At 69.7% G+C, this 24,881-nt stretch carries 31 protein-coding genes; 15 read left to right on the top strand and 16 right to left on the bottom strand.

What is annotated here, in order from left to right; all coding sequences use genetic code 11:
* Positions 1-9: 9 nt before the first annotated feature.
* From Aple_RS16230 to cydC, 4 genes are read left to right on the top strand one after another with little or no spacing between them, the layout of a single operon-like run.
* The gene (locus Aple_RS16230; protein ID WP_155345431.1) at positions 10-168 is read left to right on the top strand and encodes a ribbon-helix-helix domain-containing protein; all 159 of its coding nucleotides are present in this window, start codon (positions 10-12) and stop codon (positions 166-168) included.
* Positions 165-557 (top strand): VOC family protein, encoded by a 393-nt coding sequence (locus Aple_RS16225; RefSeq protein WP_155345430.1) that lies wholly within the window; start codon positions 165-167, stop codon positions 555-557. The genes Aple_RS16230 and Aple_RS16225 overlap by 4 nt, the downstream gene beginning before the upstream one ends.
* Positions 558-592: 35 nt before the next feature.
* A complete protein-coding gene (gene cydD, locus Aple_RS16220; protein ID WP_155345429.1) occupies positions 593-2,314 on the top strand; it encodes a thiol reductant ABC exporter subunit CydD in 1,722 nt (573 codons plus the stop codon).
* Positions 2,311-4,110, top strand: coding sequence for a thiol reductant ABC exporter subunit CydC (cydC, locus tag Aple_RS16215; protein WP_155345428.1), 1,800 nt, complete (start codon positions 2,311-2,313; stop codon positions 4,108-4,110). The genes cydD and cydC overlap by 4 nt, the downstream gene beginning before the upstream one ends.
* A gap of 43 nt (positions 4,111-4,153) precedes the next feature.
* On the opposite strand, the gene Aple_RS16210 is transcribed toward cydC, so the two are convergent.
* Positions 4,154-4,906, bottom strand: coding sequence for an SDR family NAD(P)-dependent oxidoreductase (locus Aple_RS16210; protein WP_155345427.1), 753 nt, complete (start codon positions 4,904-4,906; stop codon positions 4,154-4,156).
* A 175-nt stretch (positions 4,907-5,081) separates the two neighbouring features.
* Between Aple_RS16210 and Aple_RS16205 the strand changes: the two genes are divergently transcribed.
* From Aple_RS16205 to Aple_RS16185, 5 genes are read left to right on the top strand one after another with little or no spacing between them, the layout of a single operon-like run.
* Positions 5,082-6,752 (top strand): ABC transporter substrate-binding protein, encoded by a 1,671-nt coding sequence (locus Aple_RS16205; RefSeq protein WP_155345426.1) that lies wholly within the window; start codon positions 5,082-5,084, stop codon positions 6,750-6,752.
* Positions 6,753-6,764: 12 nt separating this feature from the next.
* The gene (locus Aple_RS16200) at positions 6,765-7,733 is read left to right on the top strand and encodes an ABC transporter permease (protein WP_155345425.1); all 969 of its coding nucleotides are present in this window, start codon (positions 6,765-6,767) and stop codon (positions 7,731-7,733) included.
* Positions 7,730-8,569: an ABC transporter permease gene (locus Aple_RS16195; protein ID WP_155345424.1), complete on the top strand. Its 840-nt coding sequence runs from the start codon at positions 7,730-7,732 to the stop codon at positions 8,567-8,569. The genes Aple_RS16200 and Aple_RS16195 overlap by 4 nt, the downstream gene beginning before the upstream one ends.
* 7 nt (positions 8,570-8,576) lie before the next feature.
* A complete protein-coding gene (locus Aple_RS16190; protein ID WP_155345423.1) occupies positions 8,577-9,380 on the top strand; it encodes an ATP-binding cassette domain-containing protein in 804 nt (267 codons plus the stop codon).
* Positions 9,368-9,982 carry an ABC transporter ATP-binding protein gene (locus Aple_RS16185; RefSeq protein ID WP_155345422.1) on the top strand — a complete coding sequence of 205 codons (615 nt, stop codon included), beginning with the start codon at positions 9,368-9,370 and terminating at the stop codon, positions 9,980-9,982. The genes Aple_RS16190 and Aple_RS16185 overlap by 13 nt, the downstream gene beginning before the upstream one ends.
* A gap of 9 nt (positions 9,983-9,991) precedes the next feature.
* Here Aple_RS16185 and Aple_RS16180 read toward each other — a convergent pair whose 3' ends face one another.
* From Aple_RS16180 to Aple_RS52780, 3 genes are all read right to left on the bottom strand, one after another.
* Positions 9,992-10,189, bottom strand: coding sequence for a hypothetical protein (locus tag Aple_RS16180; protein ID WP_174889835.1), 198 nt, complete (start codon positions 10,187-10,189; stop codon positions 9,992-9,994).
* A 112-nt stretch (positions 10,190-10,301) separates the two neighbouring features.
* Positions 10,302-10,457, bottom strand: a complete 156-nt coding sequence (locus Aple_RS16175) for a hypothetical protein (RefSeq protein WP_155345421.1) — start codon at positions 10,455-10,457, stop codon at positions 10,302-10,304.
* A gap of 165 nt (positions 10,458-10,622) precedes the next feature.
* Positions 10,623-10,847, bottom strand: coding sequence for a hypothetical protein (locus Aple_RS52780; RefSeq protein ID WP_174889834.1), 225 nt, complete (start codon positions 10,845-10,847; stop codon positions 10,623-10,625).
* A gap of 239 nt (positions 10,848-11,086) precedes the next feature.
* Between Aple_RS52780 and Aple_RS51995 the strand changes: the two genes are divergently transcribed.
* The 6 genes from Aple_RS51995 to hypF all read left to right on the top strand — a co-directional run bounded on the left by Aple_RS51995 (position 11,087) and on the right by hypF (position 15,740).
* The gene (locus Aple_RS51995) at positions 11,087-11,419 is read left to right on the top strand and encodes a hypothetical protein (protein ID WP_170321491.1); all 333 of its coding nucleotides are present in this window, start codon (positions 11,087-11,089) and stop codon (positions 11,417-11,419) included.
* A 237-nt stretch (positions 11,420-11,656) separates the two neighbouring features.
* Positions 11,657-12,022, top strand: a complete 366-nt coding sequence (locus tag Aple_RS16165) for a PadR family transcriptional regulator (protein WP_155345420.1) — start codon at positions 11,657-11,659, stop codon at positions 12,020-12,022.
* Positions 12,023-12,036: 14 nt separating this feature from the next.
* A complete protein-coding gene (locus Aple_RS16160; RefSeq protein ID WP_155345419.1) occupies positions 12,037-12,612 on the top strand; it encodes a D-sedoheptulose-7-phosphate isomerase in 576 nt (191 codons plus the stop codon).
* Positions 12,609-12,839 (top strand): HypC/HybG/HupF family hydrogenase formation chaperone, encoded by a 231-nt coding sequence (locus Aple_RS16155; protein WP_155345418.1) that lies wholly within the window; start codon positions 12,609-12,611, stop codon positions 12,837-12,839. The genes Aple_RS16160 and Aple_RS16155 overlap by 4 nt, the downstream gene beginning before the upstream one ends.
* Positions 12,832-13,470: a D-sedoheptulose-7-phosphate isomerase gene (locus tag Aple_RS16150; protein ID WP_155345417.1), complete on the top strand. Its 639-nt coding sequence runs from the start codon at positions 12,832-12,834 to the stop codon at positions 13,468-13,470. Before Aple_RS16155 ends, Aple_RS16150 begins: the two co-directional genes overlap by 8 nt.
* Complete coding sequence (hypF, locus tag Aple_RS16145; RefSeq protein ID WP_174889833.1) at positions 13,467-15,740, top strand: carbamoyltransferase HypF; 2,274 nt, start codon at positions 13,467-13,469, stop codon at positions 15,738-15,740. The genes Aple_RS16150 and hypF overlap by 4 nt, the downstream gene beginning before the upstream one ends.
* On the opposite strand, the gene hypE is transcribed toward hypF, so the two are convergent.
* The 12 genes from hypE to Aple_RS16090 are packed head-to-tail and all read right to left on the bottom strand — an operon-like array spanning position 15,708 to position 24,134.
* Entirely contained in the window at positions 15,708-16,772 is a 1,065-nt protein-coding gene (hypE, locus tag Aple_RS16140; protein ID WP_155345416.1) for a hydrogenase expression/formation protein HypE, read from the bottom strand. The two genes, hypF and hypE, sit on opposite strands and share 33 nt — an antisense overlap.
* Positions 16,769-17,896: a hydrogenase formation protein HypD gene (gene hypD, locus Aple_RS16135; protein ID WP_155345415.1), complete on the bottom strand. Its 1,128-nt coding sequence runs from the start codon at positions 17,894-17,896 to the stop codon at positions 16,769-16,771. Before hypD ends, hypE begins: the two co-directional genes overlap by 4 nt.
* A gap of 28 nt (positions 17,897-17,924) precedes the next feature.
* Positions 17,925-18,197, bottom strand: a complete 273-nt coding sequence (locus Aple_RS16130) for a HypC/HybG/HupF family hydrogenase formation chaperone (RefSeq protein WP_155345414.1) — start codon at positions 18,195-18,197, stop codon at positions 17,925-17,927.
* Between the two features lie 20 nt (positions 18,198-18,217).
* Positions 18,218-18,328, bottom strand: coding sequence for a DUF6893 family small protein (locus Aple_RS56250; protein ID WP_373869588.1), 111 nt, complete (start codon positions 18,326-18,328; stop codon positions 18,218-18,220).
* A 25-nt stretch (positions 18,329-18,353) separates the two neighbouring features.
* Positions 18,354-18,563 (bottom strand): hypothetical protein, encoded by a 210-nt coding sequence (locus Aple_RS16125; RefSeq protein WP_155345413.1) that lies wholly within the window; start codon positions 18,561-18,563, stop codon positions 18,354-18,356.
* Positions 18,535-19,152 carry a DUF5947 family protein gene (locus Aple_RS16120; protein WP_155345412.1) on the bottom strand — a complete coding sequence of 206 codons (618 nt, stop codon included), beginning with the start codon at positions 19,150-19,152 and terminating at the stop codon, positions 18,535-18,537. Before Aple_RS16120 ends, Aple_RS16125 begins: the two co-directional genes overlap by 29 nt.
* Positions 19,149-19,448, bottom strand: coding sequence for a NifU-related iron-sulfur-binding protein (locus tag Aple_RS16115; protein ID WP_155345411.1), 300 nt, complete (start codon positions 19,446-19,448; stop codon positions 19,149-19,151). Before Aple_RS16115 ends, Aple_RS16120 begins: the two co-directional genes overlap by 4 nt.
* A complete protein-coding gene (locus tag Aple_RS16110) occupies positions 19,441-21,231 on the bottom strand; it encodes a nickel-dependent hydrogenase large subunit (protein ID WP_155345410.1) in 1,791 nt (596 codons plus the stop codon). The genes Aple_RS16115 and Aple_RS16110 overlap by 8 nt, the downstream gene beginning before the upstream one ends.
* A 27-nt stretch (positions 21,232-21,258) precedes the next feature.
* Positions 21,259-22,290: an NADH-quinone oxidoreductase subunit B family protein gene (locus Aple_RS16105; protein ID WP_155345409.1), complete on the bottom strand. Its 1,032-nt coding sequence runs from the start codon at positions 22,288-22,290 to the stop codon at positions 21,259-21,261.
* Entirely contained in the window at positions 22,290-22,664 is a 375-nt protein-coding gene (locus Aple_RS16100) for a hydrogenase/urease maturation nickel metallochaperone HypA (RefSeq protein ID WP_155345408.1), read from the bottom strand. Before Aple_RS16100 ends, Aple_RS16105 begins: the two co-directional genes overlap by 1 nt.
* Entirely contained in the window at positions 22,657-23,178 is a 522-nt protein-coding gene (locus Aple_RS16095) for a hydrogenase maturation protease (RefSeq protein WP_155345407.1), read from the bottom strand. Before Aple_RS16095 ends, Aple_RS16100 begins: the two co-directional genes overlap by 8 nt.
* The gene (locus tag Aple_RS16090; RefSeq protein WP_246264513.1) at positions 23,175-24,134 is read right to left on the bottom strand and encodes a hypothetical protein; all 960 of its coding nucleotides are present in this window, start codon (positions 24,132-24,134) and stop codon (positions 23,175-23,177) included. The genes Aple_RS16095 and Aple_RS16090 overlap by 4 nt, the downstream gene beginning before the upstream one ends.
* Between the last annotated feature and the right edge of the window lie 747 nt (positions 24,135-24,881).

Raw genomic sequence — 24,881 nt, 5'->3', positions numbered from 1 at the left:
TAGCAAGCTATGAAACGCCAGCAGTTCAACGTCTACCTCCCGCCCGAACTGATCAGGGCGGTCAAACACGCCGCCATCGACCACGGGGTCACCCTGTCGGCGCTGGTGGAGCAGGCCCTGCTCGACCACCTGAGCAGGCTCGGAGAGACGGAGGACGAGCAGTCATGATCGTGATGCCCGTGGTCTACGCCTCGGACGTGGAACGGTCGCTGGGCTTCTACCAGACGCTCGGGCTGACCGTCCGGGCCAAGGGGCGTAGCGGGAAATGGGCCGAGCTCGCCGCCCCCGGGGGAGGGCTCATCGCCCTGCACGCCGCCCACCCGGGCCCGCCCGGCGCGGAGCCGGCCGAGCCCGACACCGCCGTGCCCGCCGGCGGGGTGACGCTCTGCCTGGTCAGCCCGGCGCCGCTGGACGATCTAGTCGAGCGGATGGGGGAGGCGGGCGTCGAACCCGTGCGCGGCGTCTCCGACGAGGCGTTCGGCCGCTCGGTCGTCTTCGCCGATCCCGACGGGCTGCTGATCCAGATCAACGAACACGACGAGGAGCTCTACACCTGAGCCCTGGCGCCACGGCGCCGGAGACGGAGACCGACATGATGGTGCATGGCCGCCTGCTGGCGCTGGCAGGCGACATCCGCTTCCCCCTGACCGTCAACATCCTGCTGGGCCTGGCCGTGACCGCGACCCACATCGCCCAGGGCCTGCTCGTGGCCCAGGTGCTCGCCCGCCTTCTCACCGGCCAGGGCCTGGAGTCCGGCGTCTGGCTCCTGGTCTGGCTGGCCGTGGCGGTGGCCGTCAGGCTGGCGCTGCTCGTGCTGGCCGAGGTCGCGGCGCAGCGCACGGCCCAGGCCGTGAAGGAGCGCGTCCGCGGCAGGCTCTACGACAAGCTGCTGCTCCTCGGGCCCGGCTACCTGACCCTGAAGCGCAGCGGTGACGTCCGCACGGTGCTCGTCGACGGGGTCGAGGCGCTGGAGGCCTACTACAGCCGCTATCTGCCGACCGTGGCGTTGTGCCTGATCGGCCCGGTCGGCATCCTGGTCTACCTGGCCACCCGCGATCCGATCTCGGTCGCGCTGATCGCGGTCTGCATCGTGCTGATCCTGCTCGGGCCGCGCCTGCTGGACAAGGCGCTGGCCCGCAAGGGCGACGAGAACTGGCAGGCCTACGGCCGGCTCAGCTCCGACTACCTCGACGTGATGCAGGGCATGGCCACGCTCAAGGCCTTCAACGCCTCGGCCAGGGAGCGGGTAACCTTGTCGCAGCGCGCCGAGGAGTTGCGCAAGGCCACGATGCGCCAGCTCGGGGTCTCCCTGGTCGACAGCGGCGTGACCACGTTCGGCCTGCTGGCCGGGCCGGCCCTGGCGGTCGGCGTGGGGGCGATGCGGCTGGCGGCGGGCTCGGTCGACGTGCTCACCCTGCTGATCGTGCTGGTGCTCGCCCGCGAGTGCTTCCGCCCGCTGGGCGACCTGTCCAAGTACTGGCATGCCGGATACAGCGGCATCTCCTCCAGCAAGCAGATCGACGAACTGCTGCGGGCCGACCAGTTGGTGACCGAGCCCGACCGGCCGAGGCCGCTGGGCGACGCGCGGGTCAGCTTCGACAACGTCACCTTCCGCTACCCGGGCCGCGAGCACCCGGCGGTGCGTGCCTTCACGCTGGACATCGAGCCGGGCGAGACCGTCGCCGTGGTCGGGCCGTCGGGCGCGGGCAAGACGACGCTCGTCGCGCTGCTGCTGCGCTACTTCGACGTCACCGAGGGGAGCGTGCGCATCGGCGGCGTTGACGTGCGCGAGGCGGCGCTCGCCGACCTGCGCGCGATGGTGGCCGTGGTCGCCCAGGACACCTACCTGTTCACCGGCACCGTCGCCGACAACATCCGCCTCGGCCGCCCCGGCGCCACCGACGAGGAGGTCGTGGCGGCCGCGAAGGCTGCCAGCATTCACGACTTCATCGCCGGCCTGCCCGACGGCTACGCCACCGCGGTGAGCGAGCGCGGGCTGACCCTCTCGGGCGGCCAGCGCCAGCGCATCGCGATCGCCCGCGCCCTGCTCAAGGACGCTCCGATCCTGGTGCTGGACGAGGCCACCTCCAGCGTGGACGCGGCCGGGGAGGCCCTCATCCAGGACGCGCTGGCCCGCGTCACCGCCGGGCGCACCACGCTCGTGGTCGCGCACCGGCTGTCCACCGTCCGCGAGGCCGACCGGATCGTGCTCATGCGCGACGGCGAGGTCCGCGAGATCGGCGACCACCGCGAACTGATGAGACTCGACGGCGACTACGCCCGGCTCGTGGCCGCCCAGGAGGTGACGGCATGAGCGCGCAGACCACCGACGTCGTACCGGCCCGGCCGATCCTGGCCCTGATCCCCATGGTGTTCGGCCGCCCGGTGCTGGCCGCGCTGACCCTGCTGTCCGGCCTGCTGTCGCACGGCCTGGGCGTCGCGGCCGCCGCCGTGGGCGCCTGGATGGTCGGCACGGCGATCACCGGCTCCGGCGCAGGCTCGCTTTCGACGACGTTCTGGATGCTCGTCGTACTGGTCGTCGCCGCCGCGCTGGCCCGATGGTGGCAGATGTGGGTGGCGCACGACCTGGCCTACCGGTTGCTGGCGATCATGCGGGTACGGCTCTTCGACGGACTGGAACGACGCGCCCCCGGTTACCTCCTGGGCCGCCGTAGCGGCGACCTGGCGGGCACCGTCATGGCCGACGTGGAGACCACCGAGTGGTTCTACGCTCACACGATCATCGACTACGCCGTGGCCGCGCTGGTCGCGGTCATCTCCACGGCCGTGCTGGCCGTCTTCCACCCGCTGCCCGCGCTGGTGGTCGCCGTCTTCCTGATCCTGCTGGCCACCGTGCCGGTGTGGCTGGCCAGGGTGGCCGACGAGCAGGGCCGGAAGCTGCGCGAGGAACTCGGCGTGCTGGGCGCCGAGGTCGTCGACGGCGTGCAGGGCATGCGCGAACTCGTCACTTTCGGGCGCGGCGAGGACTACGCGCGGCGGCTGCGGGAACGCACCCGCACCCTCCAGGCCAGCCAGCTCGCCTACGGCCGCCGGTCGGGGGTCGAGCAGGCGGTCACCGACGGGCTGGTCGCGGGTGGCTTCACGTCCGTGCTCGTGGTGGCCGCGGTCCTGGTCGCCTCGGGTGACGTGCCTCTGCCGCTGCTGCCTGCCGTGGTGATCCTCGCGGTGTCGGCGTTCGGGCCGGTCATCGAGGTAACCGGCACCGCACGGGCGCTGGGGCAGATCCGGGCGGCCTCCCGGCGCATCTTCGCGGTCAGCAGGCAGCGGCCCATCGTCGACGACGGCGACGCCCGCGCCCCCGAGCAGCCGCTGACCGCCCACGTGGAGTTCAGGGACGTGCGGTTCTCCTACTCCCCGGACGCCGCGCCCGCTCTCGACGGCGCCCGCTTCGAGGTACGGCCCGGCGAGACCGTCGCCCTCGTCGGGCACTCGGGGGCCGGCAAGTCCACCTGCGCCCACCTGCTGCTGCGTTTCTGGGACGCCGGGGCGGGCGCGGTCACGATCGGCGGGCGCGACCTGCGCACGCTGCCCCAGCAGTACATCCGCGAGATGGTGGCGATCGTGCCGCAGGACGTCTACTTGTTCAACCGATCGGTGAAGGAGAACATCCGGCTCGGCCGCCCCGACGCCACCGACGACGAGGTCGTCGAGGCGGCCCGGCAGGCGCGCGTGGACGAGTTCGCCGACCAACTGCCGGACGGCTACGACACGGTCTGCGGCGAGCGGGGCGCGCAGCTGTCAGGCGGGCAGCGCCAGCGCATCGCGATCGCCCGCGCGCTCCTGCGCGACTGCCCGATCCTCATCCTCGACGAGGCGGTCTCCAACCTCGACGCGGAGAACGAGGAGGCGCTCCAGGCGGCGGTACGGGCGGTCCGGCAGGGCCGCACCACGCTGCTGATCGCCCACCGGCTGTCCACCATCCGCTCGGCCGACCGCATCGTGGTGCTCGATCGCGGCCGGGTCGCCGAGACGGGCTCCCACGACGAACTCGTGGCCGAGGGCGGCGCCTACGTGCGGCTGCTGGCCCGCCAGGTGGGCGGCATGGTGGACGGATCAGACGAGGACGAGATCACCGGCCGTCCGGTGTGAGGTGGTCGCCCGCCGGTCCGGCCCCGGCCGTGATCGGCGGGCGTCAGGAGTCCTGGGCCGCCCGCATCACGAAACGCACCAGTCGGCGCGGGGCCAGCCGGGCGAAGGCCGCCGCCCTCTTGTTGCGCAGGCCGGGCACGCACACCGCGCGCCCGGCCGCGTTCGCCGCCAGCGCCTCGCGCACCACCCGATCGGCCGCCTGGATGCGGCGCGCGGGATCGGCCTCGGCCGCGGTGAAGCCCGGCAGCACCGCCGTCACCGTCACGCCGTACCTGCACACCTCCAGGTCGACGGACTGGCTGAAGGTGGTCAGGAACGAATACCCGCCGCAGTAGGTGGCGCTGAAGGGGGTCGGCGCCACCCCCGCGATCGACGACACGTTGATGATCGAGCCCTTGCCCCGGTCGAGCATCACCGACAGCACGCTGTGCGTCAGCCGCATCGGCACGATCGCGTTGAGCTCGACCTGGCGTACCTCGTCCTCGATCGGCAGTTTCGGGAACAGCCCCGTGCTCAGCGCGCCCGCGCTGTTGACCAGCAGGTCGATGGGGCGGCCGGCATCGGCCAGCCGCTCTTCGACGGCGGTGGCCTGGGCGCGGTCGGTGAGGTCGGCGGCCAGCACCTCGGTCGCCGTGCCGTGCCGGTCCTTCAGCTCCGCGGCCAGCGCGTGGAGTGGTTCGGCTCGGCGGGCCACCAGCACCAGGTCGTGGCCGCGAGTGGCCAGCTCACGGGCGAAGGCTGCGCCGATGCTGGCCGACGCGCCGGTCACCAGCGCTGCGGGGCGGTCCATGTCCATCACTCGACCGTAGGCGGCGGGTTCACGATCGTCTTCAACAGGTGTTGCCCGCCACCGCGTTGTTCGTGGAGCCCTAGCGCAGGGGGCCGGGTAACTATGAAAATGAATACCATTACTATGTTCGTGTACGTATGCGTAACACCCCTCTCAGAACTTTCAGAAACAGAGGTGCTCCATGCCTCAAGATGACAAAATCTCCCCCAGAAAGCCCCGCCGCGCCTGGCCGGTCGCCATGGCCGTCGTCGCGGTCGTCGCGGTCGTCGCCGGTGCGGTCACCTGGCGGGGGCAGGCCGACGACGGCGCACCGTCCCCGGATCACCCGCGAAACCGGGGCACCGAACTCGTCATCGCGGTCGGTGACGTCGCCGGCGGCGAATTCGATCCGCTGAAGGGCTGGGGTTCCCGGCCCGCGCAGATCCGGCTCATCCACAGCTCCCTGCTCACCGTCGACAAGAACATCGACTTCGTGGGCGACCTCGCGTCTGACTACTCCGTCAGCGACGACGCTCTGACCTGGAGCTTCACGCTGCGCGACAACGCGCGCTGGTCCAACGGCGAGCCGGTCACCGCGCAGGACGTCATCTTCACCTACGACACGCTGAAGAAGGACGGCACCCGGTTCGACCTGACGTTCCTGGACCGGATGGAGGCTCGTGACGACTCCCGCGTCGACTTCCATCTGAAGGAGCCGCGCTCGACCTTTGTCAGCCAGCTCTCGGACATCCCGATCCTGCCGGCCAAGCACTACGGCACGGACTACTCCGCCAACCCGATCGGCTCCGGACCCTACGTCGTCGCCGACTACCAGGTGGGCCAGCAGCTCATCCTGGAGGCCAACCCGCACTGGTACGGCCAGCGGCCGCAGTTCACCAAGCTCACCTTCCTCGTCCTGGGCGAGGACGCGGCGCTCGCCGCCGCCCGCGCCGGGACCGTCGACATCGCCTACGCCCCGCCGGCCTTCGCCGGACAGCGCATCGACGGCATGACCCTGCAGAGCTTCGAGACCGTCGACTCCCGGGCGCTGACCCTGCCCACTCTGCCCGCCGGCGGCAAGGGCAAGATCCGGACGAACGACGTCTCCGTGGGCAACGACGTGACCGCCGATCCGGCGATCAGGAAGGCGTTGAACATCGGTCTCGATCGTGACCAGATCGCCCAGATCGTGCTCCAGGGCCATGGCCGGCCCGCCTACAGCCTCGTCGACGGCCTGCCCTGGTTCAACGACCAGGTCGTGTTCGAGGACGGCCGGACCGAGGACGCCAAGCGCGTGCTCGCCGACGCGGGGTGGAGCGACTCGGACGGCGACGGCACCGTCGAGAAGGACGGGCGCAAGGCCGAGTTCACCCTGCTCTACCCGTCGGACGACCAGCTCCGCAGCGACCTCGCGCTGGCGGTTGCCGAGCAGGCGCGCGCTCTCGGCATCACCATCACGACCAAGGGCAGCACCTGGGACGGCATCTACCTCGACGGCAAGGCCAACGCCGTGACCTGGGGCGGCGGGCGCCATCACCCCCACCAGATCTACGAGATGTACTCGTCGAAGGTCATCGACTCCGGCTACAACAACATGCCGCAGTACACCAACACCACGGTCGACGGCTACCTCGACCAGGCGCTGTCGGCGACCACCCAGGACAAGGCGAACGAGTTCTGGAAGCAGGCCCAGTGGGACGGCCAGACCGGCTTCGCCGGTGAGAACGGCGACACTCCGATCATCTGGCTCCTGCGGCTCGACCACCTCTACTTCGTGCGTGACGGGCTGAACCTCGGCGACCAGCCGATCCAGGGCCACGGGCACGAGTGGGCGCTGTTCAACACCCTCGTCCAGTGGCACTGGACGAGCTGATCACCCGGTGACATGCCGAAACTGATCGTTCTACGCCTGCTCCGGCTGGCGACCCTGCTGGCGGGGGTGTCGGCGCTGGCCTTCACCCTCGTCCGCAACTCGCCGATCGACCCGATCCAGGCCTATGTCGGCGCGGACGTAGGCCTCACCGACGAGCAGTACGCCGGGCTCCGGGAACACTGGGGCCTCGACCGTCCGCCCGTCGAGCAGTACCTGGCCTGGGCCGGCTCGATCCTCCAGGGGGACCTCGGCGTCTCGACGCTCTACAAGGTCCCCGTGGCCGACGTCATCGCCACCCGCTTCGGCGCGTCGCTGGCGCTCATGGGAGCGGCCTGGCTGCTGTCCGGGCTCCTCGGTTACGCGCTGGGGGTGCTGGCCGCCACCCACTGCGGACGGTTGGTAGACCGTGCGGTCTCCTGGTATAGCTACACGCTCTCCTCGACCCCCACGTTCTGGCTCGGCATCGTCTTCCTGGTCGTGTTCTCCGTCTGGCTCGGCTGGTTCCCGGTGGGGCTTGCCGGGCCGTACGGAGTCCCGGCGCAGGAGGTCACCTTCGCCGAGCGCGTCCATCACTTCGTGCTGCCGGCGCTGACCCTGTCGGCGGTCGGGGTGGCGAACATCGCCATGCACACGCGCGAGAAGATGACCGACGTCCTGAACAGCGACTACGTCGCCTTCGCCCGCGCCCGAGGCGAGAGTCCCGGTCAGATCCTCCGCCATCACGGCTTCCGCAACTCGGCGGCACCGGCGGTGACCCTTCAGTTCGCGTACTTCTCAGAACTCTTCGGAGGTTCGGTGCTGGCCGAGACGGTGTTCTCCTATCCGGGTCTCGGCTCGACCCTGACCGAGGCCGCGCTCGGCGGGGACGTCCCGCTGCTGCTCGGCATCGTGCTGATCAGCGCGGTGTTCGTCTTCGCCGGGAACATGATCGCCGACATCGTCAACGCCGCGCTCGACCCGAGAGTCCGGAGGCGGACATGACCACATCCGCCGATCGACGGCCACGTGCACGGCGGGACCTGCTGGCCTCGCTCGCCGTCGTGGTCGTCGTGGTCGCCTGCGTCGTCGCCGGAGGTCTCCTCCTGGACCCGGCCCAGATCCGGCCCAACGCCGGCCCGCCGTTGTCGCCCCCCGGCCTCGGGCACCTGTTCGGGACCGACCATCTCGGCCGGGACATGTTCACCAGAACAGCGCACGGGCTCGCGCTCTCACTGGCCATCGGCATGCTCACCGCAGCCATCAGCACGGTGATCTCGGCGGTGCTCGGCATCTGCGCCGCGCTCTTCGGCAGATGGGTGGACGGCCTGGTCTCCTGGGTCATCGACCTGTCCATCGGCATTCCGCACCTCATCTTCATGATCCTTCTGGCCTTCGTGGTCGGCGGCGGCGTCCCCGGCATCGTCCTGGGCATCGCTCTCACCCACTGGATGTCACTGGCGTTGCTGGTCAGAGCCGATGTGCGGCAGATCAGGAGCGCGGAGTTCATGCTCGTGTCGCGCGGACTCGGGAGGTCCCCGTTGTTCATCGCCTGGCGGCACGTGACGCCGCTGATCCTGCCGCAGCTCCTGGTGGGGTTCGTCCTCATGTTCCCGCACGTGATCCTGCACGAGGCCGCGCTCACCTTCCTCGGATTCGGGTTCTCCCCGCAGACGCCGGCGATCGGCATCCTGCTGTCGGAGGGCATGCCGCACATATCCAGCGGGATGTGGTGGCTCGCGGTCTTCCCCGGCCTCACGCTCCTGCTGGTCGTGCTCGCCATCGCCCGCCTGGGCGACCGCGTCCGGACCGTGCTCGACCCCGCCACGTCCCATGGATGAGACCCCGATGAGTGAACCGGTCCTGGCCGTCTCCGGCCTCGACGTCAGCTTCGTCCAGTACGCGAAAGGCCTGCGCACCCGGACGGTCCCCGGCATCTCCGGTCTGGACCTCGACGTCGCCGAGGGGGAGATCCTCGCGGTCCTCGGCGCGAGCGGATCGGGAAAGACCCTGCTCGCCCAGGCCATCCTCGGCATCCTGCCGCACAACGCGCGGACCGGCGGCGAGATCCTGTTCCGGGGATCGCGGCTGACCCCGGCCCGGCGCGGGCGCGTGCTCGGCCGGGAGATCTCCTACATCCCGCAGTTGGTGACGAGCCTCGATCCGCTGATGCCGGTCGGCGCCCAGGTGCGGATCGGCCTGGACCCGGCGATCGCCGAGCGCGAGCGGCGCCGGCTGTTCGCCCGCTACGACCTGCAGCACCACGTGGCCAGACACTACCCGCACCAACTGTCCGGCGGAATGCTCAGACGGGTCCTGTTCGCGACCAGCGTCCGGGACACCGTCCGCCTGATCATCGCCGACGAGCCGACGCCGGGCCTGCACACCGAAGCCGTCGAGGAGGTGCTCCGCCATCTCCGCGAACTCGCGGCGAGCGGGGTCGCCGTACTGCTGATCACCCATGACATCCGCTCGGCCGTGTCGGTGGCCCGGCGGGTGGCGGTGATGAACCAGGGCCGCCTGGTGACCCTGGAAACCGCCGACGCCTTCACCGGCGACGGCGCCGACCTGCGCCATCCCTTCGCGCGCGACCTGTGGCGTGCGCTACCACAGAACCAATTCTCTCCAGGAGGCACGGAATGGCACTCGTAGTCGACCGGCTCGGCTTCGCCTACCCCGGTGGACGGCCGTTGTTCCACGACGCCACTTTCCGGGTGGAGGCCGGCTCGGTGGTCGGGATCACCGGGCCCAGCGGCACCGGCAAGTCCACGTTCGGCGCGCTCCTGGCCGGTGACATCCGGCCCCGGTCCGGCGGGATCATGGTCGACGGGACCCCACTGCCCCGCCGCGCCTTCCGTCCGGTCCAGCTGATCCACCAACATCCGGAACGCGCTGTCAACCGCACGTGGCGGATGCGCTCGGTGCTCGGGGAGTCGCACGAGGTGCCGCAGGAGACGCTCGACCGGCTCGGCATCAAGCCGGAGTGGTCCGACCGCCGGCCCGGCGAACTGTCGGGTGGCGAACTCCAGCGCTTTTGTATCGCGCGCGCTCTCCACCCCGCCACCCGGTATCTCGTCGCCGACGAGATGACGGCCATGTTCGACGCGATCACGCAGGCGGCGATCTGGCATCGGCTGCTGGAGATCGTCCGTGAGCGTGGCCTCGGCATGGTCGTCATCAGCCACGAGTCGGCCCTGCTCGACCGGATCTGCGACGAACAGGTCGCGGTGGAGACCATTTCAGCATGCCGATGAGCTGCCGGATCATCGCCGGGCTCCTTCCGGTAGCGTCTGGGCCGCCCACATCCGCGCGTATCGGCCGCCGGCGCGCAGCAGGTCCAGGTGGGTGCCGCGTTCGGCGACGCGGCCGTGGTCCATGACGAGGATCTGGTCGGCGCCGATGACGGTCGACAGGCGGTGGGCGATGACGACGACGGTCCGGCCGCGGACCAGGGCGCTCATCGCCAACTGTACGGCGGCCTGGGTCAGCGGGCGCCGATCCGCAGGCTGACCCGGTCGAGGACGGTCGCGGTGGCGGAACTCACGCTCAGCCCTTCGACGACGATCGGGGAGTTCACACCGTCACGACCTCGGGCAGTCCGGTTCCGGTACGGGCGGCCAGCCGGTCGATCACGATGGAGAAGGCCACCGCGAGCAGCACGACCAGGGCCGCCGGAGCGATCACCGGCCAGGGATTCAGCGTGACGCCGACCGCGTTCTCGCGGACCATCCGGCCCCAGTTGCGGGGCTGGATCTAACAAGATCACGGGTTTCTGCACTCGAAGAGCCGTGTTGCCGCAGGTCAGCGAATTTCAAAATTGCAGAAACCTATGATCGCCTTAGATCAACTACTACGGACGGTTCTATTCTCGACTTTCGCTGTTCTGAATGGGAGTCACGCGACGTCTTCCCAGGCCAGTAGGTCGGCCAGGATTTCCTGGGGTTTTAGCTGGTCAGGGTGACCTGCTCGATATTTGGTGGCGATGAGGGTGCGGCGCAGGGCGGCGTGGGCGTCGGCGATGGAGACGGTGGTCTTGCTGGCATACCAGGGGCGGGCATCCCGATGGGCGGCCAGGTCGCGCTCGTGCCGGCCGTGCAGGGCATACCAGCAGATCGTCAACGTCTGGGCGGCCAGGCCGAAGGGGACGGTGCGCTGGACGGCGCGGGCGGTGCGGTTGCGGGCCTGGCCGACGCCGAAACCTGCTTGGCGTCCAAGATCGCGGATTCGATGGACCAGCGCGCGGCGTACCTGTCAGCACCTACGATCCCACCGCGGGCCGTTTCTTCATCAGCAACAACCCTGCTAGCGGTCAGGCTCAGTACACCTTCTTGTACGGCGACCCCAACGCGGTTCCGTTCGTGGGTGACTGGGACGGCGACGGCAGGGACACTGTCAGCGCTTATGACCCGGGCGCGGGCCGCTTCTTCATCAGCAACAACCCTGCTAGCGGTCAGGCTCAGTACACCTTCTTGTACGGCGACCCCAACGCGGTCCCGTTCGTGGGCGACTGGGACGGCGACGGCAAGGACAACATGGGCGTTCGCATGGGCAACGGCTTCTACATGCGTACCAGCCCGGTCACCACGGCCACCGAGACCACCCACCTCGTGGCCTACGGCGACGCTGGCGATCTGCCCGTGATCGGCGACTGGGACGGCGACGGCAAGGACAGTCAAGGCATCGTCCGCTGACTTGATCTACGGGACAGCCCTTGGTTGATCGTTCTTAAGATCAACCAAGGGCTGTACGTACAAGGCGGGCAATGGCAGGGCAACCCGGGCGTGCACCGATCACCAGGAGCCGATAGGAGGACCAATTTCTGCCCCTTCGCCCGGCGATGACTCCCACAACTGCCGCGCGCGAGCCGCAGGCTACGGCAACTCCCGCACTACCGTCCCAATCAGACGGGTTCCCGCGAGGAGGACACCATGCCCGGTAGCGAGACCCGCAGCCTCCTCCACCCCTGCCTGCTGCTCCTGATCTGCGAACGCCCCGGCCACGGATACGACCTGATCGAACGCCTCTCCCTGCTCGGCCTGGACGACATGGAGCCCGGCCAGATCTACCGGCTGCTGCGCAACCTCGAACGCCAGGGTCTGCTGGCCTCCACCTGGGTCGCCTCGGCGACGGGCCCCGCCCGCCGGCGCTACGAGCTCACCGCGACCGGGATGGCCGCGCTGGAGACCTGGATGCCCCGGCTGACCCGGCTCGGCCACGTCCTGGAGACCTGCCTGACCCGGTGGCGGCGGATCACGCCCACATCCGAGTACCAGCCCTTCCTCGCAACGCCATGATCGCGGAGAGACAGATGCACCCAGACATGACCGCGGTGTCGGCCGCCTTCGAACGGCGGGTCGGTCCGGGCGGCGCCCTGTCCGAGGACGCGGATCGCATCCTGCGTACGTGCCAGGACATGGCGCTGCGCTTCCGGCGGGGCGGAAAGCTGATCGTGTTCGGCAACGGAGGATCGGCGACCGACGCCCAGCATGTCGCCGTCGAGTTCGCCCATCCCGTCATCGTCGGCAAGCGGGCTTTCCCCGCCGTCTCGCTGACCAACGACGTCGCGCTCGTGACGGGAATCGCCGGAACGGAGGGCCTCGACGACGTCTTCGCTGGCCAGCTCCGGCTGCTGGCCTCCCCGGATGACATCGCCATGGGCTTCGGCGACTGCCCCAACGTGCTGCGCGGCCTGGACACCGCCCGGGAACTCGGGCTGCTCACGGTCGCTCTCGTCGGCGGGCACGAAGCCCCTCTCGCCGTGGACCACCAACTGGTCGTGCGCTCCAGGGATCCGCTCGTCGTCAAGGAGGTCCATATGACGATTTATCACCTCCTCTGGGAGCTGGCCCACGTCTTCTACGAGCAACCGGAGGCCGCCCGATGACCGGCGCGGACCGCCCCGAGGTCTGCGTCACCTGTTCGGACGTCGCGGTACCGCAAAGGGTGCTCCAGCTGCTGGACGACGGCCTCGCCATGGTCGACACCGACTCCGGACCGGAGGAGATCAGCGTGGCCCTGGTGGACGCCCGGCCCGGTGACATCGTGCTCGTCCACGCCAAGGAGGCCATCGCCGTCGCCGGCACGCGAACCTGCGGAGAACCCGATGAGTGAGCCCCTCGAGACCCTCTATCCCTTCCTGTACACCGACACCGTCACCCGCGACGACCTCCTCTCGCAGGTCCGCGCCTCCACCCAGGAGAAGATCGCCGAGATCGTCACCCTGCGCCAGTCGCTCCCCGCCCTGCACGGGAAGCAACTCCTCACCTGCGCCAAGGCGATGGCCGCGGCGTTCGACCAGGGCGCGCGGCTGTTCGCCTTCGGCAACGGCGGCAGCAGCACGGACGCCCAGGACCTCGCGCACACGTTCGCCCATCCCGCGCCGCCGGGCCGTCCGGTCGGCGCGATCGCCCTCGCCCAGGACGTGGCCGTGCTCACGGCACTCTCCAACGACGTCGGCTTCGACCTGGTCTTCGCCCGGCAACTGGCCGCGCTCGGCCGCCCGGGGGACATCGCGGTCGGGCTGTCGACCAGCGGCGGCTCGGCCAACGTGCTCAACGCGCTGGACGAGGCGCGCCGACGCGGCATGATCACGGTCGGATTCGCCGGCTACGACGGCGGCAAGATGGCACAGGACGGTCTCGACCATCTGTTCGTCGTGCCATCCACGTCGGTGCACCGGATCCAGGAGGCCCAGATCACGCTGCACCACGTGCTGTGGGAACTGACCCAGCTAAACCGATGAGACGCATCCGAGTCCGCGTCCAGGGGCTGGTGCAAGGGGTGGGATTCCGCCCCTTCGTGTGCGGCCTGGCCGGTGAGTACGGCGTGGCGGGCTTCGTCGGCAACGACTCCGGTGGAGTGTTCATCGAGGCGGAGGGCCTGCGCGCGGCGCTGGACGGCTTCCTGGCCGCCCTGCGGCACCAGGCGCCACCCCTGGCGATGGTCGAGCGGGTCACCGTCGAGGCGGCGGAGCCGATCGGGGAGGCGGGGTTCCGCATCGTCCGCAGCGAGGGCGGTGCCGCCCGCCAGGCGCTGGTCGCCCCGGACACGGCGACCTGCGCCGACTGCCTGGCCGAACTGGCCGACCCTGCCTGCCGCCGCTACCGCCACCCGTTCACCAACTGCACGAACTGCGGACCGCGCTTCACCATCGTGACCGGCGTTCCCTACGACCGCCACACGACCACGATGGCGGGCTTCGCCCTTTGTGCCGCCTGCGAACGCGAGTACCACGATCCCCGCGATCGGCGCTTCCACGCGCAGCCGGTCTGCTGCCCGGCCTGCGGACCGGCCCTGCGCATGCTCGGCGCGGACGGCCTGCCGGTACCGGGCGACCCGATCACCACGGCGGCGGCATGGCTGCGGCAGGGCCGCATCCTGGCGATCAAAGGACTCGGCGGCTACCACCTCGGCGTCCTCGCCGGCCACGCCAGGGCCGTGGCCGCGCTGCGCGCCCGCAAGCGCCGGGAGGACCGGCCCTTCGCCGTGATGGCGCCCGACCTGACCGCGGCCGGCGCGCTGGTCCACCTCGAACCCGAGGCGGAACGCCTGCTCACCGGCGTCCGCCGCCCCATCGTGCTGGCCCCCCGGCGCGCGGACGCCCCCGTGGCCGAGGCGGTGGCGCCCGGCAGCCGCGACCTGGGGGTGATGTTGCCGTACACGCCGCTGCACCACCTGCTCGCCGATCGGCTGGCCCGGCCGTTCGTGCTGACCAGCGGCAATCTCTCCGACGAGCCCGTCGTCTTCGAGGACGGGGACGCCCTGCGGCGGTTGTCGGCCGTCGCCGACGGTTTCCTGCTGCACGACCGGCCCATCCACGTCCGCGCCGACGACTCGCTGGTCCGGGTCTTCCGCGGCAGGGAGCTGCCCATCCGCCGTTCCCGTGGCTATGTGCCGGCTCCGGTCACCGTGCCGTGGCCGTTCCCCCGCCCGGTGCTGGCCTGCGGAGCCGAGCTGAAGAACACCTTCTGCGTGGCCGAAGGGGTCCAGGCGTTCCCGTCCCACCACATCGGCGACCTGGAGAACTACGAGACCCTGCGCTCGTTCACCGACGGCATCGACCACTTCTGCCGCCTCTTCGGCGTCCGCCCGGCCGTGCTCGCCCACGACCTGCATCCGGAGTACCTCTCCACCAAGTACGCGCTGGACAGGCACGACATCGACCTGGTGGGAGTCCAGCACCATCACGCCCACATCGCCTCCTGCCTCGCCGACAACGGATACGGCGGACCGGTGATCGGTGTCGCGTTCGACGGCCTCGGCTACGGCGAGGACGGCACGCTGTGGGGCGGCGAACTGCTCATCGCCGACCTCGCGGGCTTCCACCGGGCCGGACATCTGGAACCGGTGCCCATGCCCGGCGGCACGGCGGCGATCCGCCAGCCGTGGCGAATGGCCGCGGCCTACCTCGACCGGATCTACGGCGACGCCGTGCCGGAACTGCCGATCGTCCGGAGGGACCGGTGGGCGGCGGCCGTCGCTCTGGCGCGAACCGGCGTGAACTCTCCACTCACGTCCAGTGCCGGGCGGCTGTTCGACGCCGTCTCCGCGGTCGCCGGTGTCCGCGACGTCGTCAGCTACGAAGGCCAGGCGGCGGCCGAACTGGAAGCACGGGTGGACCCCGCCGAGCCGGGCGCCTACCCGGCACGGCTGAGCGATGGCCTGGTCATCATGGGCAGCGATCTGGTCAGGGGCGCGGCCGAGGACGTGCTGTCCGGAGTCCCGGTGGAACGCGTCGCCGCCCGTTTTCACAACGGCCTGGCCGCCGCCACCGTCCTGGCCGTGCGCGCGTTGCGCGAACGGACCGGCCTCCGGACGGTCGCGCTGTCCGGCGGCGTCTTCCAGAACATGGTCCTGCTGGAGCGTATGGTGTCCGGGCTGGAACAGGACGGCATGCGCGTCCTGGTCCACTCCCGGGTGCCGCCGGGGGACGGCGGCATATCGCTAGGGCAGGCGGTGGTCGCCGCCGCACGCGACCGCTCAGCAGATGCGCGGCAGCGGATCCCCGACTAGCAGGTCGACGATCCTCGTGCCACCGAACGCGGTCCTGAGCAGCACGAGTCCCGGCGGGTCGGCCTCGACCACGCCCACGACCGCGGCACCCTCGCCGAGCGGATGCCGGCGCATCGTGGCCACCGCCGCATCCGCGTGATCACCGTCCACGACCGCGACGAACCTGCCCTCGCACGCCACGTACAACGGATCCAGCCCGAGCAACTCGCAGGCCCCGTTCACGACAGGACGCACCGGCACCGCCGGCTCGTCGACCACCACCGCGACCTTCGCGGCCTGGGCGACCTCATTGAGGACCGTGGCCACCCCGCCGCGCGTGGCGTCGCGCACCATGCGCACCGGTACGGCGTCGAGCAGGGCCGCGACCAGCTCGTGCACAGGCGCGGTGTCCGAGGCGAGGTCCGCCTCGATGTCCAGTTCCCCCCGGGCGATCATGATCGTGACGCCGTGCTCGCCGATCGGCCCGGACACGATCACCGCGTCGCCGGGCCGTACCATCGAATCGCCCAGCGTGATATCCCGCTCCAGCACTCCGACCCCGGACGTGGTCACGTAGCAGCCGTCGCCCCTGCCCCGCTGCACCACCTTGGTGTCCCCGGTCACCACCTGGACCCCGGCACGCGCGGCCGCGGCCGCCATGGAGCCGGTGATCCGGCGCAGGTCGGCGACGGGGAAGCCCTCCTCCAGGATGAACCCGGCCGACAGGTACAGCGGCCGGGCGCCGCAGACCGCCAGATCGTTGACGGTTCCGTTGACCGCGAGGTCGCCGATGTCGCCGCCGGGGAAGAACAGCGGGGACACCACGAAGGAGTCCGTGGTGAAGACCAGCCGCCCGCCGTCGACGTCGAGCACGGCGCCGTCCGCCAGCGGCTCCAGGACGGGATTGCGGAAGGCCTCGACGAAGACCGCCTCGATCAGGGTCCGCGTCGCCTTGCCGCCCGCGCCGTGGGCGAGCGTGATCCGCTCCTCCTTGACCTTGGGCTTGCGGCGGCGGGCGCGCTCGATCCGCTCCAGGACCTGTTCCTCGGTCATCGGTGGCTCGTCTCCTTGAGGCGCGTACGGGTGAACCGGCCGAAGTTGTAGTACGCGGCGCAGGCCCCCTCCGAGGAGACCATGCAGGTGCCGATCGGCGTCTCGGGCGTGCAGGCGGTGCCGAAGACTTTGCACTCCCACGGCTTCAGCACACCCTTGAGCACCTCCCCGCACTGGCACGCCTGGGGATCGGCCACCCGCACGCCGGGCACCTCGAAGAGCCCTTCGGCGTCATGCGCCGCGTACTCCTCCCGCATCCGCAGCGCGGAGTGCGAGATGAACCCCAGCCCCCGCCACTCGAAGTACGGCCGGAGCTCCATCACCTGGGAGATCACCTCAAGGGCCTTGCGGTTGCCCTCCCACCGCACCACCCGGGTGTACTGGTTCTCCACCTCGGACCGATCTTCGGCGAGTTGCCGGAGCAACATGTGGATCGACTGCAGGACGTCCAAAGGCTCGAACCCGGCACACACAAGCGGCTTCCCATACTCCCCGGCGATGAACTCGTACGGCCGGCAACCGATCACGGTCGACACGTGGCCGGGCCCGATGAACCCGTCCAGCCGCTGGTCCGGCGAATCCAGAATGGCCTTGATCGCCGGAATGACAGTCACGTGGTTACAGAAGACGGAGAAGTTGGAGATCCCCTCGGCGGCCGCCCGCAGCACGGTCATCGCCGTGGACGGCGCCGTCGTCTCGAACCCGATGGCCATGAAGACGACCGTGCGATCCGGATTCGTACGAGCGATCTTCAGAGCGTCCAGCGGCGAGTACACCATGCGGATGTCCGCACCGGCGGCCTTGGCGTCCAGGAACGACCCCTGGCCGCCGGGCACCCGCATCATGTCGCCGAACGACGTCATGATCACCCCCGGCCGGCGGGCGATCGCGATGGCGTCGTCGATACGTCCCATCGGGATCACGCACACCGGGCAGCCGGGGCCGTGCACCAGGGTCACGGCCTCCGGCAGGTAGTCCTCCAGCCCGTGCTTGTAGATGGTGTGCGTGTGGCCCCCGCACACCTCCATGAACGTGTACTTACGGCCCGGCTCGCAGAGGTCCCGGATCTGCGATGCCAGGCTCCGGGCCTTGCCCGCATCGCGATATTCGTCGATGAAACGCACGTCGGTAGCCTTTCCGGCTTTTCAGGCTTCAGGTGATATCTGACTCTGCGAGCGCTTCGAGCTCATCGGTGTAGGCCTGTCCAAGACCGCTGAGCAGAGCGAGCGTGGCCGCCGCCTCCGCTTCGTCGATCTTGGACATCGCGAAGCCCACGTGGACCAGCACCCAGTCGCCTGGGCGGACTTCCCCTTCCCCCAGCAGGCCGGTGTTGATGGCCCGCCGGACGCCCACGACGTCGACCATGGCCAGCTCGGTCTGTCCGGAGATGATTTCGACGATCTCGCCGGGAATGCCCAGGCACATCAGCCGTGCCGCCCTTTCGATTACATTCGTTCGATCTTGATGTAGCGCTTCAGCGCGGGCAGCTCCCGCCAGAACAGCGCCAGGAGCGCGCCTCCGACGAGCAGAGCCAGCATCTTCTTGCGGTTCCGCATGTCACCTCACCTCCTCTCCAATCGGTCAGCCCGGGGGCAGGTTCGGCATGACCGGCAGGATCGGGTTCTCCTTCTTGGGCCGGACCCCCGTCGACCGGCGCGCGTCCGCGCTGCCGTCCCGGTGGTGTCCCGCCTGCTGCCGGCGCGCGCGCCCCTGGTTGCCCTCCCGCACGCCCTTGACGTGCGAGGTCGTGTCGGGCGCCACGTCAGGCTTGCCCACCCGGATCCGCGCCATGTCGTCCTCCCTTTCTCGCGAGTTCGGCGAAGAACTGTTCCAGCCGCGTCCAGAGCTCCGTGCCGCCGGACATGCCCTTCCACTCCCCCCGGACCAGCGCCACCAGCCGGTGGCAGTCGTCGATGGGCACCAGCCACCGCTCGTCCATGCCGCGGACGACGGCCACCAGGAACGCCTCCACGCCCGGCCGCATCGAGCCCAGCGGCTCGTACCGGCCGGTGACGCGCTCCCAGGCGCCGGGGTCCAGGTCCCAGCGCGTGGCGCCGACCGGGCTCGGATAGTGCGCCACCACGACGCCGTCGGCCTTGAGCACGAAGAACGCCAGGCCCACGGGGATGCCGAGGTCGGCAGGGGGCGGCCCGGTGATCCGGACCCGGCGGTCCGGCACCAGCCGGAACCGGCCCAGACCGGCCGCGCCGCGTTCGAACAGCAGCGCGCACGCCCGGCAGGCGCACAGCAGCCGCTCGTGCCGGTCCTCCAGCAGGTGGGCGTGCGCGCCGGACAGCGGAGCGCCGCACAGCTCGCACGGCTCGGGCGCCTGCCGCTCGCGGCGCACCGTCCTGTTGATCACCCGTTCGAGCACGCTCACGGCGTGCTCCCCGCCGGTCTTCGCAGCAGCGCGTCCACCGGTATGAACGCCTTCTCCTCCTGCTGCCCGAGCCCGTGGAGCGCGAGCAGGTGCGCCAGCAGCACGTCCTTCGCCAGGTCCGTATGGAGCTCGGGAGCGTGCCGCATGACCCGGGCGAGCGCCTCGCCGTACACCTCGGCGAGCAGGGCGATCGCGTCGAGCGCCGTCTCCGCGCCCGACGCCTCCAGCTCGGCGAGCAGCTCCTCCAGCACCTCCAGCCGTCCGGCGACGGTCCGGTCGTCGAGACGCTCAGCCATGGCCGGCCCCGAACATGGGGGAGTGCAGCTTCTTCAGCGTGCGCCCCTTGCCGAGGTACATGTGCACGCCGCAGGGCAGGCACGGATCGAAGCTGCGGACCGCGCGCATGATGTCCACGCCCTTGAAGTCGTCCGGCCCGTTCTCCTCGAAGATCGGCATGCCCTGGACGGCGTCCTCGTACGGCCCCGGCGTGCCGAACTCGTCACGCGGACTGGCGTTCCACGGGGTCGGCGGGTACGGATGGTAGTTGGCGATCTTGCCCTTCTGGATCACCATGTGATGCGAGAGCACCCCGCGCACCGCCTCGTGGAAACCCGCGCCGATCGCCTCGTCCGGCACCTCGAAGTCCTGGAAGACCTTCATGTCGCCGCCGCGCACCCGCCCCAGGGCCTGCTCGATGAAGTGCACGGCCATCGCCGCGGCGTACGCCACGAAGTACACCCGGGCCCGGTTGCGCTCGATGGCGTTCGACCACTGCGGGATCCGCCACTCCAGCGTCGTCTCCGGCAGTTCGTTCCCCTTCGGCAGCGAGATCCGCACCGACGAACCGGTCGCCTTGACGTACGGCGTGTCCACCAGGCCGGCGAGGGCCGTGGTGTACAGCCGGGCGAACGGGCCGCCGCCGGTGTCCAGCGGCAGGTGGTCGCCGGTGCGCGGATCCAGCCAGCGCGGGCTCATCACCCAGCTGTAGTTGCCCTTGAAGTCACGCTTCTGCGGCGCGGGCAGGGTGGTCTGGTTCCAGGGATGCCGGATGTCGATCGGATTGCCGAGCGGATCCCGGGTGACGAACGGCTCCTCGGCCACCCAGTCGTCGTAGAACGAGCTGCCCAGCAGGATGCGGATGCCCAGGTTGATGTCCACCAGGTTGGTCGTGATCAGCTCGCCGTCGACGACCACGCCGGGGGTGACGAACATCGCCTTGCCCCACTCGTTCATCGTCGCATAGCGGTAGTCGACCACTTCGGGATCCTGGAACGCCCCCCAGCAGCCCAGCAGGATCCGGCGCCTGCCGACCTCCTCGTAGCCGGGCAGGGCCTCGTAGAAGAAGTTGAAGACGTCGTCGTTCAGCGCCACGGACTTCTTGATGAAGTCCACGATGCCGATCAGCCGGGACAGGTAGTCGGTGAACAACGTCGGGCTCGGCATCGTCCCGACCCCGCCCGGATAGACCGTCGACGCGTGCACATGCCTGCCCTCCATGAGGCAGAACATCTCCCGCGTGGTACGGCTGACGCGCAGCGCCTCCTTGTACACGTCCCCCTCGAACGGGTTGAACGCCTCCATGATCTCCGCGATGGTGCGCTTGCCGTGGATGGCGGCGTTCGGCGCCTCGGTGGTCTTCGCCCGCTTCAGCAGGCCGGGGTTGGTGCCCTTGACCATCGCCTCGCAGAAGTCGACGAAGACGAGATTGTCCTGGAAGAGGGTGTGGTCGAACATGTACTCGGCGGCCTCGCCGAGATTGATGATCCACTCGGCGAGCTTGGGAGTCTTGATGCCGTACGCCATGTTCTGGGCGTACACCGAGCATGTGGTGTGGTTGTCGCCGCAGATGCCGCAGATGCGGCTGGTGATGAACCCCGCGTCCCGTGGATCCTTGCCCTTCATGAACACCGAATAGCCACGGAACAGCGAGGAGGTGCTGTGACACTCCACGACCCGCTGGTTGGCGAAGTCGATCTTCGTATAGATGCCGAGGTTGCCGATGATGCGGGTGATCGGGTCCCACGACATCTCGACCAGCCGGCCGACCTCTTCGGCGCCTTCGGTCTGCTCCATGACCATGCTCGTACTCCTCCTTGCTCCGCGGGTCTAAGGACGCCAGCGGGGGTTGAATCCGCTGGTCAGCGCGTCACGGTTGTGCCGCCATCGGGGCTCTCGGTTGGCCGTGTGGTTGGTGATGCCGCGCATCCGCCGGACGAAGGCGCCGTACGGCTTGATCAACATGGAGGAGACGCTGGCGCCCGGCGGCATGTCCATGAAGGGCATGAACTTGTCGGGGAAGCCCGGCATGGTGCAGGCGATGCAGATGCCGCCCACGTTCGGGCAGCCGCCGACCCCGCCGATCCAGCCGCGTTTGGGCACGTTGCAGTTGACGACCGGGCCCCAGCAGCCGATCTGCACCTGGCACTTGGGGGAGTTGTAGTCCTTCGCGAAGTCGCCCTGCTCGTAGTAGGAGCCCCGGTCGCAGCCTTCGTGGACGGTGCGGCCGAACAGCCACTGCGGGCGCAGCATCTCGTCCAGCGGCGGCGGGGGCGCGCTGCCCGCCGCGTGGTAGAGCACCCATGTCAGGGTTTCCATGAAGTTGTCCGGCTGGACCGGGCAGCCGGGGACGTTGACGATGGGCAGTCCACCGGCTGAGCGGAAATCCCAGCCCAGGTAGTCGGCCAGGCCCATGCAGCCGGTCGGGTTGCCGGCCATGGCGTGGATGCCGCCGTACGTGGCGCAGGTTCCGATGGCCACCACCGCCCAGGCTCTGGGCGCCAGCATCTCGATCCAGGTGTTGACGGTCATCGGCTCGCCGGTGAGCGGGTCGTTGCCGAACGACGTCCAGTAGCCGTCCCCGTTGATCTTCTCGTTGGGGATGGAGCCTTCCATGACGAAGAGGAAGGGCGCGAGGTCGCCCCGCGCGGCGGCCCGGAACGGGGCCAGGAAGTCCTCGCCGCCGAGGGCGGGGGAGAGCACCTTGTTGTGCAGGTGCACCTTGGGCAGGCCGGGGATCAGGCCGTTGACCACGTCCTCGATCGCGGGCTGCGAGGCGGCGGTCACCGAGACGGTGTCACCGTCGCAGCTCATGCCCTCCGAGATCCACAGGATGTGCATCTCGTCGAATCCAGTGGTCATCACAACACACCTCCGCCCGTCGGAAGCGGCTCGAAAGTGATCGCCTCCAGCTGGACGTCGGTGCCGCCCGTCACCTCGATGTCGACGCCGCCACACCGGGGACAGGCGACCAGCGCGGGCGCGTCCAGGGCCGGCCCGTGGCTGTCGCAGTCCCGGCAGCGCACCGACAGCGGTTCTATGACGACGTCGACGTCGGCGTCCTGCGCCGCCGTTCCGGCTGCCGCGACCCGGAAACCCTGATCGATGACGGCCGGATCGACTTCGTGCCCGCCGGCGTGCCCGCCGACCCGGACGCGGACCGCGGTCACCCGCCGGCCCTCGGCCCGGCGCAGGACCGCCAGGACGATCGCATCGCACAACCCCGTCTCATGCATCGGCACACTCCGCGTCCGCTTGTCGGATCACCGGGGCGGCGAGGTCCGCCGCCTCCTGCCGGGCCAGCTCCGCCACCAGCGCGGCCGCGCCGTCGACGGCGGCGGCGACCGGTTCGGACAGGCCCATGAGTTCATCGATCACCGCGGGCCGGCAGCCCACGATCAGCACCCGCGGCACTCCGCCGCCCAGCGCGCGCAGCAGATCGAGCACGGCTTGGGGATGCATCCCGTGCCCGTTCACCGGCACGGGACCCAGCGGGTCCTCGTCATCGACCTCGAGAACCGCCACCGTCCCCGGCGGACCCTCGACGGGAACCGCGTCCACCATGATCAACGTGTGGTGGCGCCCGGCGAGCAGCTCATACGCCAGATGAACGCCCCGAATGCCGTAGTCGACGACATCGACGGTCTCCGGCAGAACGGAGACATCGAGCCGGTTGACGACTTCGACGCCGAACCCGTCATCTCCCAGGAAGACGTTCCCGATACCCGCCACAAGCACTCGGCCGCTCATTCCCCGCCCCCATTCAGCGGCTCGGCCTCATCCGGCGAGAAGTAGCGAAAACGCCCGTACCACTGATGCAGCTCGGCCCCCGGGTCGTCCTCCAGAGTCACCGCGAGGTGGTACGCCCCATCCACATCGAGCATTACCGCCTCGACCCTGGCCGCCTTCCCGTCCAAGAACATGTCCTGCGGGTCGCTTCCCCGCAGGCGCGGCCGAAGGCGCACCCGGCTCCCGCGCCGCACCAACGTCCCGCCGACCAGAACACTGTTGCTCTCCGGAGCGACAGCGGCATCCGCCTCCGGACTCCACCAAGCAACCCCCGCACGGCCCGGCCGAGCGACCCCGTGCAGACGCGACAGCGTCTCCGGCGTCATCGCCTCGACGCGGTCGAGGATCGCCGCGGCACGCTGGTCGGTTGCCCGCGCCTCCCGCTTCTCGGCGTCGGTCAGCGTCAACGTCCGCAGCGACAGGATCTCGTCGATCTCGGCCGAGTCATGCAGGTCACCTGGACTCTCGGGCGCGACCCGCGGGTGGTCGTACAGCAGGATCGGCGAGGACAGCACCAGCTCACTCGCCTCCTCGCCCCCCACCAGCACCGGAAAGGTACGCACGTTCGAGCAGCCGCGAGCGGCCGCCTCCGCCCAGTCAGGAGGCTCGAGCAGCGAAACGAAACACCCTCCCGGCACGGCCAGCAGCACATGGGAGGCGATCAGCGAGCGCCGAAGCGCCTCATCCCGACTCGACCCCGGCGCAAGCTCGTCACCGGTGTTCTCAACCCGCGCACACAACCTGAACAGCGGAGCATCGCAGGCGACCATCGACAGAATGAGGGACCCTCGCAGCGGCCACCCTTCCCGCCGCACCCGCCCCACCGGACGCCCCCGCGCATCGGTGAGCGTTTCGACCTCCTCGCCCCCCGGCACCCGGACGTCGAACCGCCTCTCCCCGGCGAGCAACTCACCCACGGACACCTGAATGTCAACTTCGCGGGGAACAGCCTCGTCAAAACTCAGCGCCGTCCCAGCCCCGGCCTCAACCCGATCGGCCACCCGATGCGTCCCATCAGAAAGACGCTCCTCCACCGCCCGGCACCGCAAATGCAGAAACCGAACACGGCAGTGCACAACCGCATCCTCCGACGCCCTGACCAAACACTCAGTCCGCTGCCACCACGACTCAGCCGACCCCGCCACACCCGTCCCCACATCGGCCAGCCCGTTCTCCCGCGCCCAAGACTCCGGAAGAAGCACCCCGAACTGCCATCGAACCCGATTCTTCGCCGAAGACCGCCGATACGGATACAACAGATAACCCTCATACAAAACCGCATCCGCAACCGCCTGCGCCGCCAGAAACCCAGGGACCGCGTCAATACATTCCACAACCACGACCGCCCTCCCCCCTCCGGCTGTGCTTACGCGCCCCCGTCACATAGACCAGACGTACGCGGCCCTTCCTGATATAACGACCCCGCAACACCCCAGGTAAGTGGAATCCACACTTAGGTGACAGCCACAGCTAGCCCTGGTAGATCCACCCCCTCCACCGCAAATACACGCGCTACACGCGATTCCCCCGCTCCACCGAGACCTCTCGCTCCATGAAGCCCCATCAGGATTTACCCCGGCCTTTAACCAAGCGCCCGCACCCGGCCTGGGGATTGGAGCAGGGCCGAGATGCTGCGCGGGGCGGCCAGAGAACGTCCGGAAGCC

Source organism: Acrocarpospora pleiomorpha (assembly GCF_009687885.1).
GTDB classification, from domain to species: Bacteria; Actinomycetota; Actinomycetes; order Streptosporangiales; family Streptosporangiaceae; genus Acrocarpospora; species Acrocarpospora pleiomorpha.
This window is presented reverse-complemented; position numbering and strand designations above follow the sequence as displayed.